This window comes from Microbispora rosea (genome assembly GCF_044460045.1).
In the GTDB taxonomy this organism is placed as follows: domain Bacteria; phylum Actinomycetota; class Actinomycetes; order Streptosporangiales; family Streptosporangiaceae; genus Microbispora; species Microbispora rosea.
In genome coordinates this window covers 38,796-53,739 of record NZ_JBITJO010000015.1, presented here as the reverse complement: position 1 = coordinate 53,739, position 14,944 = coordinate 38,796, and the positions used below count along the sequence as shown (strand labels likewise).

15 protein-coding genes are annotated in these 14,944 nt (G+C 71.2%); 4 read left to right on the top strand and 11 right to left on the bottom strand.

What is annotated here, in order from left to right:
* The 5 genes from ACIBK1_RS37550 to ACIBK1_RS37530 form a co-directional block, all read right to left on the bottom strand.
* Entirely contained in the window at window positions 1-402 is a 402-nt protein-coding gene (locus ACIBK1_RS37550) for an anti-sigma regulatory factor (RefSeq protein WP_030510394.1), read from the bottom strand.
* The gene (locus ACIBK1_RS37545) at window positions 399-764 is read right to left on the bottom strand and encodes an STAS domain-containing protein (RefSeq protein ID WP_030510395.1); all 366 of its coding nucleotides are present in this window, start codon (window positions 762-764) and stop codon (window positions 399-401) included. The genes ACIBK1_RS37550 and ACIBK1_RS37545 overlap by 4 nt, the downstream gene beginning before the upstream one ends.
* Window positions 764-1,600 carry an STAS domain-containing protein gene (locus ACIBK1_RS37540; RefSeq protein ID WP_051762194.1) on the bottom strand — a complete coding sequence of 279 codons (837 nt, stop codon included), beginning with the start codon at window positions 1,598-1,600 and terminating at the stop codon, window positions 764-766. The genes ACIBK1_RS37545 and ACIBK1_RS37540 overlap by 1 nt, the downstream gene beginning before the upstream one ends.
* A gap of 81 nt (window positions 1,601-1,681) precedes the next feature.
* Complete coding sequence (locus tag ACIBK1_RS37535; protein ID WP_396740428.1) at window positions 1,682-2,095, bottom strand: Fur family transcriptional regulator; 414 nt, start codon at window positions 2,093-2,095, stop codon at window positions 1,682-1,684.
* A 385-nt stretch (window positions 2,096-2,480) separates the two neighbouring features.
* A complete protein-coding gene (locus ACIBK1_RS37530; protein WP_030510398.1) occupies window positions 2,481-2,978 on the bottom strand; it encodes an FABP family protein in 498 nt (165 codons plus the stop codon).
* Between the two features lie 118 nt (window positions 2,979-3,096).
* Between ACIBK1_RS37530 and ACIBK1_RS37525 the strand changes: the two genes are divergently transcribed.
* The gene (locus ACIBK1_RS37525) at window positions 3,097-3,459 is read left to right on the top strand and encodes a DsrE family protein (RefSeq protein ID WP_183534071.1); all 363 of its coding nucleotides are present in this window, start codon (window positions 3,097-3,099) and stop codon (window positions 3,457-3,459) included.
* Between the two features lie 21 nt (window positions 3,460-3,480).
* On the opposite strand, the gene ACIBK1_RS37520 is transcribed toward ACIBK1_RS37525, so the two are convergent.
* The 5 genes from ACIBK1_RS37520 to ACIBK1_RS37500 all read right to left on the bottom strand — a co-directional run bounded on the left by ACIBK1_RS37520 (window position 3,481) and on the right by ACIBK1_RS37500 (window position 11,288).
* Window positions 3,481-4,188, bottom strand: a complete 708-nt coding sequence (locus ACIBK1_RS37520) for a type 1 glutamine amidotransferase (protein WP_030510400.1) — start codon at window positions 4,186-4,188, stop codon at window positions 3,481-3,483.
* On the bottom strand, window positions 4,178-5,452 hold the full coding sequence (locus tag ACIBK1_RS37515) for a MurT ligase domain-containing protein (protein WP_030510401.1): 1,275 nt from the start codon (window positions 5,450-5,452) through the stop codon (window positions 4,178-4,180). The genes ACIBK1_RS37520 and ACIBK1_RS37515 overlap by 11 nt, the downstream gene beginning before the upstream one ends.
* Before the next feature lie 93 nt (window positions 5,453-5,545).
* Window positions 5,546-6,100, bottom strand: coding sequence for a DinB family protein (locus ACIBK1_RS37510; protein ID WP_396740425.1), 555 nt, complete (start codon window positions 6,098-6,100; stop codon window positions 5,546-5,548).
* Window positions 6,101-6,137: 37 nt separating this feature from the next.
* Window positions 6,138-9,227, bottom strand: a complete 3,090-nt coding sequence (locus ACIBK1_RS37505) for an ATP-binding protein (protein WP_036408064.1) — start codon at window positions 9,225-9,227, stop codon at window positions 6,138-6,140.
* Between the two features lie 126 nt (window positions 9,228-9,353).
* Window positions 9,354-11,288: a hypothetical protein gene (locus ACIBK1_RS37500; protein ID WP_357313035.1), complete on the bottom strand. Its 1,935-nt coding sequence runs from the start codon at window positions 11,286-11,288 to the stop codon at window positions 9,354-9,356.
* A gap of 145 nt (window positions 11,289-11,433) precedes the next feature.
* Between ACIBK1_RS37500 and ACIBK1_RS37495 the strand changes: the two genes are divergently transcribed.
* The 3 genes from ACIBK1_RS37495 to ACIBK1_RS37485 are packed head-to-tail and all read left to right on the top strand — an operon-like array spanning window position 11,434 to window position 13,678.
* A complete protein-coding gene (locus ACIBK1_RS37495) occupies window positions 11,434-12,090 on the top strand; it encodes a hypothetical protein (protein ID WP_396740423.1) in 657 nt (218 codons plus the stop codon).
* Entirely contained in the window at window positions 12,090-12,767 is a 678-nt protein-coding gene (locus tag ACIBK1_RS37490; RefSeq protein WP_030510406.1) for a DUF4352 domain-containing protein, read from the top strand. The genes ACIBK1_RS37495 and ACIBK1_RS37490 overlap by 1 nt, the downstream gene beginning before the upstream one ends.
* On the top strand, window positions 12,764-13,678 hold the full coding sequence (locus ACIBK1_RS37485) for a hypothetical protein (protein WP_396740420.1): 915 nt from the start codon (window positions 12,764-12,766) through the stop codon (window positions 13,676-13,678). The genes ACIBK1_RS37490 and ACIBK1_RS37485 overlap by 4 nt, the downstream gene beginning before the upstream one ends.
* On the opposite strand, the gene ACIBK1_RS37480 is transcribed toward ACIBK1_RS37485, so the two are convergent.
* Window positions 13,632-14,933: a hypothetical protein gene (locus ACIBK1_RS37480; RefSeq protein WP_156081088.1), complete on the bottom strand. Its 1,302-nt coding sequence runs from the start codon at window positions 14,931-14,933 to the stop codon at window positions 13,632-13,634. The genes ACIBK1_RS37485 and ACIBK1_RS37480 overlap by 47 nt on opposite strands.
* Between the last annotated feature and the right edge of the window lie 11 nt (window positions 14,934-14,944).

Genomic DNA, 14,944 nt, shown 5'->3' with positions numbered 1-14,944 from the left:
TCACCGGGCCCACTTGGTCACCGTCACGCGGGTGCCCTCGCCGGGAGCGGAGACGAGGTCGAACTCGTCCACGAGCCGCCGCGAGCCGCTCAGCCCGAGTCCCAGCCCCCCGGCGGTGCTCCAGCCCTCGGTCAGCGCCTGCTCGATGTCCGGGATGCCCGGCCCCTCGTCGGTGAAGACGAGCCGCAGGCCCGGCCGCCGCCCGCCCTCCAGCACCTCGATCAGCACCCGGCCTCCGCCTGCGTGCACGAGGGCGTTCCTGGCCAGTTCACTGGCTGCGGTCACGATCTTCGTCTGGTCGACCAGGGAGAGCCCTATCTCCGCCGCGAGGCTTCTGGTCTGCTGGCGCACGACGACGACGTCACCGTTGGTGGCGATGGGCAGCTCCCGGGGCGCGCTCACCCCGCGGCGCCCCTGACGTGCTCCAGCATCGCGACGCCCTTCTCCAGGTTGAGAGCCGTGCGAACGCCCCCGAGCGACAGGCCCAGCTCGACCAGGGTGATCGCCACAGCGGGACGCATGCCGACCACGACGGTCTCCGCGTCGAGCATGCGGGTGATCGCGGCGATCGTGGAGAACATGCGGCCGATGAACGAGTCGACGATCTCGACGGCCGTGATGTCGATGATGACTCCGCGCGCGCCCGAGGAGACCACCATGTCTGCCAGGTCCTCCTGCAGGGCCAGCACGCTCTGGTCGTCCAGGTCGATTTGGATCGAGACGATCAGGATGTCGCCGAGCTTGAGAATCGGCACACGTTCCATCAGGCGCGCTCCGCCCTGACCGCGATCCGCGTCTTCGCCGCGCCCGCGATCTCCACGCCGCTCCGCCTCAGCGCGTACGACAGCGCGTCGGCAAGCGAGGCCTTGGTGACGATGTCGCCGAATTCGATGCCCAGTGTGACGATCGTGTGCGCGATCTGCGGGCGGATGCCGGAGATCACGCATTCCGCGCCCATCAGACGGGCGGCGACGACGGTCTTGAGCAGGTGCTGGGCGACCTGCGTGTCCACGGCCGGCACGCCGGTGATGTCGATGACGGCGTGCTCCGAGCCCGTGTCGACCAGGGTCTGGAGCAGCTTCTCCATGACGACCTGGGTGCGGGCCGAGTCGAGCGTGCCGACGAGCGGCACAGCGACGATGCCCTCCCACAGCTTGACCACGGGGGTCGACAGCTCCAGCAGCTGCTCCGTCTGGTCGAGAATGATCTTCTCTCGGGCGGCGCTGTAGGTCTCGAAGGTGAACAGGCCCAGGTCGTCGACGAGCCGGGAGAACCACACGAACCCGCGTAGCGCCTCCGGGCCGCCGTCCGCCTCGGCCACCTCGTACAACGCCTCTTTGAGCGAGAAGACGAGCCGCGCGGTGTCGGAGGGCGTGTGCCCCTGCCGGGCCCGGGCGCGGGAGAGCTCGGCGAGCAGCCCTCGTACGTCGGCGAAGTCTCCGTCCTCACTGCCGAGAGCGGTACGCAACGCCTGATAAAGGTCCCGTAGTTCGTCGGGAGACGCTCCGGACACCTGAGTCCACCGCTGGAGCAACCGCTCCTCGCTGGACAGAAAGAGATCAACTATGCGCCGCCTGGCGGCCTCCGCGGGAACGGTCACCTTCATCTCCTGACGATCGGCATGATGCGCCACTCGTCACGCTACCGGCCCCGAGCATAGCCCCAAAACGGACCACAATAGTCAAAGGCGGCATTTACCGCAATACCCAAAGACTGTGAGATGGCGAACGTCGGTCGCGAAGCCCAATTCGTCGTCGAGGGCCGAGACGAGGCCGTCCACCATCGCGGGGGCCACCTCGGTGACCTCGCCGCACCCCCGGCAGACGAGGTGGACGTGGTCGGCCTCCGACGCGAGGTGATAGGTGGGAGCGCCGTGGCCGAGATGGGTGTGGGTGACCAGCCCGAGCTCCTCCAGGAGCTCCAGGGTCCGGTAGACGGTCGAGATGTTGACGCCCCTGGCCGTCTGCTGCACCCGGCAGCAGATGTCCTCGGGGGTGGCGTGTCCCAGCTCGGTGACCGCCTCCAGCACGAGCTGCCGCTGGGGGGTGATCCGGTAGCCGCGGGCCCGCAGCTCCTCGTGCCAAGTCTCGGCCATGCCCAGAGTGTAAGTCGTGCCCCGCCCGGGGGGAGTCCTCCCGGCTGCCGCGGGAAGGGCGCGGACTTCATCGCATTAATCGTTTGCCCCCGCGCGGGGCCCTCGCATAGCGTGAAGGCACGCAGAAGGGAGGTGGTCCAGACAATGGTTGATCATTCTTGGGCTAGCGAGGTGGCTGTCCGCTAGGACTCGTCCATCTGGACCTTCCGTCTGGATGTCGGACGACATCCTGGCGAATCCTCGACAGACACCGGAACCCCGGGCAGCCGGCGGCTGCGGACGACTTCCGTCCCGGCCATGGTCCAGCCGGCCCGCCTCGTTATGAGGCGGAGCGCGCCCGGGGTTCTTTCTTTCTCCGCTCGGATATTCGCCGGCGTTTTATTCGTCAGTTCTGTTCGCCGGAGTCGCCGACCCGCTTGAGCTCCGCCGAGGCGTGCGACTGCAGCGGGTGCCCCATCGCCGCCATGTCGTAGGCGTACATGAGGTTGCCGTTGACCAGGCCGTAGAGCCGGTGGCCCGCGTTGTACTCCTTGGCCGTCGTGGTCCGCGCGACGACGTCCGTGTGCAGCTCGATCTTGTGGAAGACGACCTCCCCCACGTAGATCTCCACGATGCCGGTCGGATGCGCGAGGCACACCTCGATCTGGCGCTCGGGCTGCATCCGCCAGAACCCCGTCTCGGTGGACAGAGGCCGGACCTTGCTGCCCTCGGCGTCGAGCAGCCACGTGCGGCTCTCGTAGGTCAGGAACGGCTTCCCGTTGTGCCCGAAGACGATCTCCTGGCCGAAGTTGGCGCTCTCCATGGTGGGATAGCCGATCACCCCGGCCCCCTCCCAGCGGCCCAGGAGGAAGGCGATCGGCTCGAGGTCGGGATGTACGTCCATGGAGACGAGCTTAGAGGCGCGCGAGCGGGCCCTCGCACCATGCGCTGCATGCCCCGATTGCCCAACTTGTACGGTATGCGGCGGCGCGGCGGCGACCCCGGCGGACTAGGCTCGCAGCATGGCACGATCACTGGTGATCAAGGTGACGGCGGGGGCGGACGCCCCGGAGCGCTGCAACCAGGCGTTCACGGTCGCGGCGGCCGCGCTGGCGAGCGGCGTCCCGGTCTCGCTGTGGCTGACCGGCGAGTCCTCGTGGTTCGCGCTGCCGGGCCGGGCCAAGGAGTTCGCCCTGGCCGAGGCCGCCCCACTGGAGGACCTGCTCGACGCCGTGCTCGCCGCAGGCCGGGTCACGCTGTGCACCCAGTGCGCCGCCCGCAGGGGCATCACCGTGGACGACGTGATCGACGGTGTGCGCATCGCCGGGGCCTCCACGTTCGTCGAGGAGGCCCTGGGCGAGGGCGTGCAGGCGCTGATCTACTGACCGGGCCGGATGCGCCGGGGGTCAGCTCGGCAGCACCGCGCGCAGGCGTTCGTCGCGCAGCGCCTGATACCAGCTGTCCTCGATCGGCGGCAGCGGTCCGGTCACCCAGCTCAGCAGCAGGTCGGCCAGCGCGGGGTTGCGGGCGAGCGCCGGCCCGTGCAGGTAGGTGCCGATGACACGGCCCGCGTAGCAGCCCTCCGTGCCGTCGCCGTTGCCGATGCCGGTGAGGGTCCGCGACAGCGGGCGCACGCCGGGGCCGAGCCTGGTCACGCCCATGTGGTTCTCGAAGCCCGTCAGCGTGGGCAGGCCCAGCGCGGGGTCCACCTCGGCGGCCAGCTCGCCGACGGCGCGTCGCTCGCCCCGCCCCGAGCTGATGTCCAGCAGGCCGATGCCGGGCACCGGCTGCCCTTCCTCGCCGCCGAACACCGTGCCCATGATCTGATAGCCGGCGCAGACCGCCAGGAGGGCGGCGCCGCGCTGGATCGCGGCGTGCAGGCCGCCGTCCCGGCGCAGCCGCTCGGCCCCGAGGATCTGCGGCCGGTCCTCGCCGCCGCCGATGAGGTAGATGTCGCCCTGCTGCGGCACGGGGTCGGACGACCGTACGTGGACGGTCCTGGTCTGGATGCCCCGGGCCCTGGCCCGCTGCTCCAGCACCAGGACGTTGCCCTGGTCCCCGTACGTGCTGAGAAGGTCGGGATAGATCCAGACGATGGACAATTCAGACTGCACGGCCGAACTCCGCTCGGATCTGCTGGAACGCGGTGTAGTTGGCGATCACGTCGATCTTGCCGGGCGCGAGGAGGCCCACCGCCTGCTCGAACGAGTCGCAGAGCTGGAAGGGGACCCCGGCCACGGCCAGCCGCAGCGCGAGGTCGAGGCGGCGCTCGCCGGTGACGAGGACGGGCCTGCCGCGCAGGATGCGGTAGTCGACGTCCCACAGCCAGGAGGTGTCGCGGCCGTCGGGCCCCTGCGCGTTGACCGACAGGATGATCGGCAGCGCCGGGTCGGCGACGTCGAACGCCTCCAGCCAGCCGGCCGGGTTCTTCGCCAGCAGCAGCCGCAGCGACCGGCCGTCCCGCTCCACGGTCGTGTAGCGCCCGGCGACGGAGGTGACCATCCGCAGCCTGGGCAGCGCCCTGGCCGGGTCGAGGCCGAGGGTCTCGGCGACCGCCAGCGCCACTGCGGCGTTGGCCCGGTTGGCCTGGCCGGGAAGCTGGATGTCCAGGCGCCAGTGCTGTCCCCGGGGGTCGGTCACGTACTCCCCGTCGAGCACCCAGCTCGGCTCGGGCCGGCGGAAGGTGCACTCACGGCACGCCCAGTTGGTGTCGGCCATCTGTGCCGCGGTGAGGCCCTGACCGCCGTTGCCGAAGCCGGAGCGGTCGAGCGGGCCGCCGCACTCGGGGCAGCACCAGGAGTCCTCGCGCCAGCGCTGCCCGGCCGCCACCCAGGTGACCCGGGCGGCGGTGGACGCGCCCCAGGTGACCAGCGGGTCGTCGCAGTTGGCGATCACGTGCACGGGTCTGCCGGCCAGGGCGCGGCGCCACTTCTGGGCGAGCAGCCAGATCTCGGCCGCCCGGTCCATCTGGTCGCGGCTCAGGTTCATGAGGCAGACGAGGCCGGCGTTGGTGGTGTCGAGGACCTCGGGGAGGTACTTCTCGTCGACCTCCAGCACGCCGTACGGCGCGTCCTTGTTGGAGGCGAGCGCCGACACGTGCCCGGCGGGCATGTTGGCGCCGAAGGCGTTCGTCGCCACGTCGCCGAGTTCCTGCAGCGCAGAGGTGATCAGACGTGTCGTCGTGGTCTTGCCGTTCGTGGCGCTGACCAGGACGAGCTTGCGGTCGGCCGCGAGCTTGCGCAGCAGGTCGGGCTCCAGCATGAGGCCGACCCTGCCGCCGATCACCGAGCCGTCGCCACGCCCGGTGGCCCTGGACAGCGTCGCGGCCGTGCGGCCCAGGGCGCTGGCGAGCTGCGCCCGCAACGGAAGCTGACTCATGCCGAGATCCTAACCGCGCCCGGAGCCTGCGCCGACGTAGCGGTGCCCGCCGTGCCCCCGCGCCGGTCGTCTCGCCGGCGGCCTCCGCCCGCCCTACGCCGTTCCGGGAGAACCGGGCCGCCGGGCTCGGTAGAGGTCGCGGAGCAGCGCGACCTCGGCCCCATGGTGGATGACTTCCCGGTTCACGTGCAAGATCACTTCGGCGAAGGGGAAGCGGCCGTCGAGCGTCCCCGGGGGACCGTCGCTGCGCCGCGTGAGCATGCCGTCGTCCGCCGCGGCGAGGCCGGCGGTCCAGCCGGCGTACGCGCCGTCCAGCCAGGCCAGCCCCTCGGCCGCGGTCGGCCCCGGCCACCGGATCCGATCCATCGTCAGCGTGCCGTCGCCGAAGTGGAAGTCGGCCCGCTGCGCGAGCGTCTGGCCGATGTGCGCCAGCCGCCAGGCGATTGTGGTCAGCGGCGCCGGGTCGGGCGCCGGGAACGCCCAGTCCAGCGCGTAGGCGCCGTCCGGCCGCGCCCGGATCGACCAGCATCCCTCCACCGGCTCCCACAGGTATTCGGCGTCGGTGAGGCCGGACAGGCGTGGCCGCAGCTGGTGCTCCCAGTGCCAGGTGAGTTGGGACGCGAGTCGCTGCAAACGGCTGGTCGGCATGGGGTCTCGGGCTCCCTCGTGGGGTCGGGGGGTGGGATCACGCTCCGAAGGACAGCTCCGCGGGGGTGTCGCCGTCGAACGGCAGGACGAACCGGCGCGGCCAGGACAGCACGGTCTCCACCCAGCCCGCGCTCATCGTCTGGGCCACGTATTTGACCCGTTCGCGCGGCTCCACCCCGATGGCGACCGTCGTCACGTCGCGCTGGATGCCCTCGTGCTCGTCGTCGCCCAGGATGACCCGCCAGGCCAGGGCCCGGTTGCGGTCCACCTCCATCGACAGCGGGTGGTGGCGCAGCGCCTTGGCGCGGTGGCCGAGCAGCTCGGTGCGCACGCCGACGGCGACCCCGCCCTCGGCCGGCTCGGCGCCGTTGACCCCCTGGTGCGGGTACGGGCGACCGGCGGGGTCGGTGCCGAACAGCGGATACTCCATCGCCGGGGCCGGGCTGCGCAGGTTGGGCGCCGGATGCCCGAACGGGAACAGCCGGTCCACCTCGTGCAGCCAGCGGACCTGCGGGATCACCCAGGCCGCGCCCGGCCGCTCGCCCGCCCGCATCGGCGGCTCGCTCTCCCCGCCGTCCGCCTGGCCCGCCGCGAGCAGCCCGGCGGCGACCTCGGCGGCCTTCTCGGTGAGCAGCGCGGGATCGAACCACGTCCGCAGCGACCAGGCGCGGCGCGCGACCGACCGCTCGACCAGCGTGGCCAGCAGGCACTCGCGCCGCTTGGCCGGCAGCTCCGCCCAGATGTCGGCGAGCACGCGCGGCACGCCCGGCAGCGACCGGTTCGTCACGAACGCCAGGACGACCGTGTCGGTCCAGATCCGCAGCCACGCCCACTCGGGGGCGACCGCGAGCAGGTCGGCCTCGCGCAGCTCGACCAGCGTGCACGCCTTCCCCGTACGGCACTCGCGCCCGCAGGCGGCCGAACGCCGCCCGCAGATCGGCGGCACCGGGCCGAGCGTCTCGCGTTCGCGGTCCTCGCCCAGCGGCACCTGGACGCGCAGCGGGCGGTCCATGCCGTCGGCGAACACCGCGGCGAAGCCCGGCTGGAGGGACACCACCTGGCGCGACTGGTCCTCGCTCAGGTTCATCGCCGCGCCGACGAGCGCGCGGTCGTCCTCGGCCGGAAGCCGGTGCACGACCTTGAGCGCCGTGTTCTTCACCACGTCGGAGACGAGCTTGGTGGGGATCTGCTCGGCCACGATGATGCCCTCGCCGTACGCCCTGATCTCGGCGAGCATCCCGGCCAGCAGCTCGACGGCGTGGGTGGAGGCCCGCTGGGAGCCCCGGTCGCGCAGCAGCCGGTGGGCCTCCTCGATGACGATGACGTGCCGCAGGCCGCCCGCGCCGTCCTCGCCTCGCGGTTCGGAGCGGGCGCGCATCCGCAGGTGCTCCACGATGCGGATGATCAGCGTGCCCATGAGGAACGCCTTGTCCTCGTCGTTGGCCACGTCCTCGATCGCGAGCACGACGTTGCGCTGGAGCAGGCCGCCGATGTCGGCCGGGTGGCCGCCCTCGAAGAACCGGCCCGCGCTGCCGACGCGCAGGCTGCGCAGGCGCAGGCTGATGAAACCCTCGACGTCGGCCTGAACCTCGTTGCCGTACCCGATCTCCTGGATGACCTCCAGCGCGTGCTGCTGGAGCTGCTCCAGGGTGGGCACTGCCGGCTGCACGGCGGCCCCCGGGATGCCGCCTCCGGTGACCACGTCCCAGCCGTTGGCCTCGTAGACGCGCTGCAGCGCCAGCGACATGATCTGCGGGAACGGCTCCTCGGCGTCGAACGCCGCCATGAACAGCGCCCTCACCATGTCGATGTGGGCCTGCACGGGATAGCCGGGCTCGGGCGCGAGCGGGTTGACGCTGATCGGCACGTTGTCGGGCGCCGAGGGGTTGATGACGGTCAGCGGCGCGAGGTGCTCCACCCGGCCGGCCATCGCGGCGTACTCCGACTTGGCCGGCTCGATCGCCAGCCACGGGATGCCCGCCTTGGTGAGCTGCTCCAGCAGGTGACGCACGGTCTGCGACTTGCCCGAGCCGGTGGCGCCGGTGACGAAGGCGTGGCGGTTCAGCGTGGCCAGCGGCACCCGGAAGGTTCCGACGGCGCGGTCCTGCCCGTCGACGATCGCGCCGAGGTCGACGGTCTCCGCCGAGCCCTCGACCTCGGCCTCGCTCGTCACGTCGAAGAAGCCCGCGTCGAGCACCCGGACCCCCGGCACCTCGCGGCGCGGCAGCCCGGCGAGCGCGGCGAGCGCCCCGGCCGTCGCCGCGAACGGCGCCGCCGCGCCGTCGGCCGAGTCCTGCAGGTTGACGGCCAGCGCCTCGCCGAAGCCGTAAACGGATTCGCAGGTGCCGTCGCCGGTCAGGGCGGGCAGCGACATCGCGCTGCGCAGCCGGTAGGGGTGGTGGCTCATCTCCACCGAGCCGACCAGCACCGGCGCGATCTGGCGCAGTTCGTCGGGGCCGGCCGCCCCGGCCAGCACCCGGACGTTCCACAGGCCCGCCTCGCGGAAGGCGTCCAGCTCCTGCATCCTGCGCTCGGCCCGCTCGGCGTCGAACCGCGACCGTTCCGAGGCGTCGCCATACTGGCGCAGCACGTTGAGCTGGGTGCGCAGGTGGGCCACCTCGGCGTCGAGCAGGTCGGTCGGCTCGGCGACCACCACCCACGCGAACGGCCGGGACATGAGCGTGACCAGCGTCGACTCGAACAGCGTGGGCCGCTTGGTCTCGTCGGGCTCCGGCTCACGCCTGCCGTAGAGCGGCGGAGCCTGGCGGCCGGGGCACGGCGTCCACACCAGGTCGGCGAGGTCGGCCAGCCACTCGTCGCCGATCTCCACGCCGCGCGCGCCGCCGGGGAACAGCAGCGGCTGCGGGCCGGTGACCGGCGGCTCCGGCGTGGTCGCCGCCCGCTTGGGCGGCTTGGGCGGTGTGAGCGGTCCCGCGTTGGTGATGAGCTCCAGCGGCGCACCCGAACCCCGCGACAGCCAGCCGATGACGAACGGCCGGTTGCGCTGCGCGGCGGACAGGACCGCGGGGAGCACCGTGACGAAGTCCCACTCCGCGGACGAACTACGCGATGGGGCGGTGATCGCCTGAATCCGGTACCACGGCCCGCTCAGGGGAAACGGCTGCATCAGACCCCTCAGGTGACGACGAACAGGGGAGAGACTCCTCGAACGATCACGCCCGCACACCCCGGTTGACGATGCCCTTACCGACAGCGGACGGTGTCATGGGCGCGTACGACGTTTCGGAGGCGGTCATGACCGCTTGCGCCAGTCGAGGCGGGGCGGCGGCGGGCCGAGGTTGGGCGGCACATCGGGCAGCACGGGCTCCTCCGGCTCCGGTTCGGGCTCCGGCTCGGACTCCGGGGGCGTGAGAGCGGCCCGCCGGATCTCCTCGAACTCCCCCAGGGTCGTCTTGGGAAAGGTGAGTATCGCCGGGTTCGCGTCCGCGAGGCGCACCTGGCGTCCCTCCGCCGTCGAATAGGTGACGATCACGGAGGTCGTCGGGAGTTGCTGGAGCTGGTGCGGCTCGACCAGGAACTCGCGCGACCGCTGCAGGACCCCGTCGGCCACGGTGGGCGCGCGCCGCCCCCACTCGGTCGACTCGGTGATGTCCTCGCGCAGGTCGCCCTCGCTCTTGTCCTCCCCCTCCGTACGGCTGTCGCCGACGGTGGAGGTGTAGTAGCCGCTCGGGCCGTTGACCGCCGTGCTGAACGTCTCGGTGAGCTGGGCGAGCTCCAGGCGGTGCTCGGTGCCGACGTGCTCGCTGGCCACCCGGGCGTCCTCGGCGTTGCCCAGGCGCATGAACGCGACCGCCGCGTGTCCCCGGCCGAGCCGCTCCCGCACGGTCGGGGTGAGGCTGCGGTAGGTCAGAACGAGCCCGGTGCGCGAGGTCTCGCAGGCGTCCATGAGCCGGTCGAGCACGTCACCGCGCAGCTTGTCCGCGCCCGCCACGATGATCGTGTGATACCAGGGCCGCTCGCTGGCCGGCGACTGGCGCAGGATGTGCGTGAGCGCGGTCGCGACGTACGTCCCGAGCACCCGGTTGCCGAAGACCCCCGCCTGCCGGTCCATGCTGACCACCCGCAGCCGCGCGGGCGGCAGCCGTACGGCCTGGGAGCCCAGCGTCTCCAGCTTGCGCAGCTGCGACTCCAGCGCCCAGGCCCGCTCGATGACCACCCGGTCGGCCACGCCCCGGCCGAACAGCGTGCCGATGCGTTCCAGCTGCGACGCCGTGAGCAGGCCGCCCTTCATGTCGTCGCGAGGGTCGCCCACCTGGGCCAGCGCCCGCAGGGCGGCGGTGACCTGGCTGATCGTCGCGTTCTCGCCCAGGACCTCCAGCACGCGCTCCAGGATCGCGTTGTCGAAGCCGATGTCCCTGCTGGTCTCCTCGCTGACGCTCACCACGTGGGCGAGCACGTCGGCGAACGCCTCGGGCTTGAGCGTCGCGCCCAGGTCGAGCCGGGGCAGGTCCACCGGGAGCACCCAGACGAGCGGGTCGTCCCCGCCCCTGCGTGCCAGCTCGATCAGGTCCTTGGCGATCGCGCCCTCCGACAGGTCGAGCACGGTCAGATGCCCGCCGCTGTAGAGCCGGGTCGCGCCGATCAGCGTGACCAGCGCCGACCAGCCGGTCAGCGTGCCCCCGGCCACGTCGACCCGGTCGATGTCGTCGGGCACCGCCACGGCATACCAGGTGATCTGCCGGTCGAAGCGGTTCTTCTTCTCGGCCCAGTCGCGGTATTTCGCGGCGTGCTCCTCCTGGGCCGTCACGATCTCCCGCTGGCGGCGCTCCTGCTCCCGCAGCGCCTTGCGGCGGCGCTCGTCGAGCCGCTCGTTGACCGCGCGGTCGCCCTGACGGATGGCGTAGGTGCAGATGGCGGCCACGCCGCCCGCGGCGACCAGGCCCAGCATCACGAACGACCAGGTGAGCAGGCCGGTCACGCCGAGGATCAGGATGCCCGCGGCCACGACGGCCATGAACGTACGGAAGATCTTGACCGGGCGGTTGAGCAGGTCCTTCTGCAGCCGCTCCCGGTGGACCCACTCGGTGTCCACGGGAGCCTCGGTGACGTCCTCCCTGGCCGGTCGCTTCGGCGGCGGCCCGGGATCGGGGTACAGCAGTGCGTACTGCCAGCCCAGGTAGATCCGATCCGCCTGCAACTGGGCATGCTCCGGGTGCGGGTCGCCCACGGGCCCTCCATGTCCGCCTCGGTCACAGCGTAGGAGCTGGAAGCCCTGTCAGGGCGCGCTTCTCGCCATTCGGACGTATTTCCGCCCGGGGGACCGAACCAATGCGACCAATGGGGCAACTGTGGTCGTACTACGATCGCTTGCCATGACGTCATCCCCCAATGGCGCCCGCCGACGACGCCCGGTCCTCGTCCCGGTCGCCTCCGCGCTGGCCGTGGTGGGCATCGGCGTCACCGCCGCGCTCGGCGGTTTCAAAGAGGCCCCGGAGAAGCCCCCGCCCACGGTCTCGCCCGGAGACGTGATCGACCAGGGGCGGTACCACACCCAGTTCATCAAGGCGATCGACACCACCGAGAAGGGCGACTTCGGCACCGACAAGCGCTACCTGGAGCTCGTCCTCAAGGTCACCAACATGGGCAAGGAGACCGCCTCGGTCGGCGTCATGCCGGACCCCGGGAAATACTCGCCGTTCGGCTCCTTCGCCGGCTCTCTCCTGCGGACCCGCCCCGAGATCAAGACCAAGTACGGCCCCGAGGTCTCCGTGCTCAGCCTCGGCGTCGAGAGCCACCAACTGCAGCCCGGGATCACCACCACGGTCGTGGTGAAGTACGAAATCGAGCCCACCGCGACCGCGCCCCCGGAGATCAGCCTCGACGTGGGCTCGTTCGTGTACGAGCAACTCGGGCTGATGAACCAGGGCTACGACTGGATGCTCGCGGGCGCGTACAAGGACGACAAAGGCCCCTTCGAGCCCGAGGTGGCCACGCGGATCGCCCTTCCCGTACGGAAGGAGAGCAGCTGATGGCGGTCACCCAGGTGGAGAGCCGCACCGCGCGGCGCGCGGCGCGCAAGAAGCCGCCACAGCGCGGTGTGGGGCGGCGGATCGCCGCAGGAGCGGCCGGGATCGTGCTCGCGGCGGCGGCGGTCTACGCACAGCAGAACTTCTCGATGTCCTTCGAGCAGCGCACCTCCTATCTGACCTACAAAGGCCGGATCGGCGAGACGGTGGAGACCAAGCGCTTCACCGTCAAGGCCCTGTCGGTCACGGCCGCTCACGCCGTGGACACCACGGACTACTCCAACAAGGTGTCCAAGGTGGCCACGAGCAACCTGTTCCTCCTGATCGACGTCTCGGCGATGAGCGCGCGCGAGCCTTTCAAGCTGAGCAAGCTCAGTCCCCCCGTCCTCCTGACGGCGGACGGCCGGCGCTACCAGCCGACGGACAAGGTCAACGACGCACTGACGCTGTTCAACAAGTACATCCAGCCCGGGTTCTGGTCCAGCGGGCTGCTCGTCTTCGAAGTGCCCGAAGACGCGGTGCCGGGCGCCGACCTCGTCTTCATCCCTCCCGTAAGCCCGCTGGTGAGCGACAACTACGCGCCTGAGGCGCAGATCGACCTGGGGCTGTCCGGCGCCGCCGCCGGCCGGCTGATCTCACAGGCGGAGGACCACCACTCTCTCGTGAGCGAGAGCCGATGACCGAGACGCCCATGGACGGAACCCCGCCGAGGAACGGCCGAGACGCCCGCGACTGGTTCGCTCCTCCGGCCGAGCAGCCCTCCGACATCACCTACAGCGGCCCGCTTCCCGCGCCCATACCGACGGCTCCGCCCTCCGTGCCCATCCCCGGCACGCTGAAGCCGCCGACGGACCTGCGTGTGTGGCCGCCTCTGGAGCCCGAAGGGGAGGACAGGTCCACGCAGCCCTTCCCCGCGCTGCGGACGAACCGGCAGCCGCCTCCCGCGGCGCTCGCGCCCGTTCCCCCATCCCCGGAGCCCCCTGCGGAGCCCCCCGCCGAAGTGCCCGCAGAGGAGCCCCCAGCGCCCAAGCGGCGTACGGGCCTGCTCGTGGGGGGAACCGTGCTGTCCGTCGTGCTCGCCGCCGGCGCCCCGACGGTGTTCGGCTACCAGGCGTACAAGTACGGCCGCCCGGACGACACCGTCCAGGTCGTGCAGCCCGGCCAGGCGGCGGTCTGGCAGCACGTGTCGTGGCGGGCGACCGTGGAGAAGATCAAGGATCCCACCGGCAAGCCGGAGCGATCCGACCGCCAGTGGCTGAAGGTCGTGGCGACCAGGACCGCGCTCGACGCCGAGGGCGCCATTCGTCACGGGGAGCCGGCGGAGGTCAGGTTCACCGACCGAGCCGGGCGCACGTGGCAGCTGGAGATGGTGAACAACGAGACGCCACCCGACGTCAAGGACAACAAGATCGGAACACCGTATCGGCTGGAGATGATGGGCGTGGTCCCGCCGTCCCTGGCCGGCGAAGTCGAGGTCGTCCTACGGCCGAGCACCTACCGGGACGTGCCCGATCAGTCGGCCGAAGACTTCGTGAAGGCCGCCTTCACCTCGCAGGAGAAGAACGATCGTGTTCTTCGGTTCCGCCGGTGAGCCTGCGGCGGGTCGCGGCCAGGTCGAAGGTGGCGGCGATCAGGCACATCGTCACCAGGGTCACGACCAGGTCCACGACGTAGACGACCGGCTCACCGGTCGCGAACCACAGGTACGGCTCCTCGCTCGCGGTGAGGTAGCGACCGGCCCTGAGGAGGTAGTCGCCGCCGATGTGCAGGCCGACGTAGCAGAGGGCGAACAGCCCGAACAGCGGGGCGCCGCCGCGCACCGTCAGGCGCAGGGAGTTGAGCAGCGGGATCCAACGAGCGGTCCAGCCGGCGCTCAGCTTCGCGAGGGCGAGACGCGTCCAGTTGTGGGTGCGTTCCAGGTGGACCGCCGCCTGCTCCAGGCGCGTCCCCCTGATCGTGGTCCGGGTGTCCTCCGCGTAGGCGCCGTAGACCAGGATGCCGATCGTCAGCCACGTGAGCGGGATGGCGAGGGCGTCGATGACGTACGGCCAGACGCCGCCCAGCCACTCCGCGACCGGCTTCCACCCCGGGACGCTCTCCTCGGCGTTGGCCGCGAAGTCGTGCCAGGCGGCGATGGCGGACCGCTGACCGATCCAGTCGGAGCGCGCCCCCGCGGCGGCGGCGATCGCGTTGATCCCGAAGAACGCGAACGCGAGTTCCCCGAACGTGGCGAGCACTCCGGAGAAGCGGCCCTCCCCCGCCTCGTGGCGGCGGCCGAAGTACCACTTGACCACGTAGGCGACGATCATCGTCGCCAGGGAGACCTTCGGATCGAGGTTGAGCAGCCCGGCCGCCACCCCGCTGTCGTCGCCGCTGCCGGCGTCGAGCACATACCGGTCCGGCTGCCGCATCATGTCGATGCCGGCGAACTCCCGGGCGTCGTCGGCGACGAAGCTCCATGTCGTGTAGATGCCGGCGAAGACGAGCGCGGTGCGGTTGAGCGCGTTGAACAGGCTCTCCTTGGCCTCGCCTCCCACGCGCCGGGCCTGGGTCTCCTGCAGCGCCTCGCGGACGACGTACAGCATGCCGACGGTCGTGGCGAGGGACGTCATCACGACGAGCGTGAAGAGGAACATCGTCAGGACCAGCCTGGCCTGATACCACGAGCCGTGCGAGACGGTCGCGGCCAGCAGGAGCAACGCCCACCGCACCAGCCGTCCGGCGGAGAACCAGAGGATCAACGGCAGGGCGCATTTGGCGAGGATCCGCAGGGCGTTCAGCGGCAACGCGTACGGCGACAGCGTCCAGGAGGGGCGAGGGGCGGCAAGTGCGGACGTTCCGGACACCTGCCGCATGC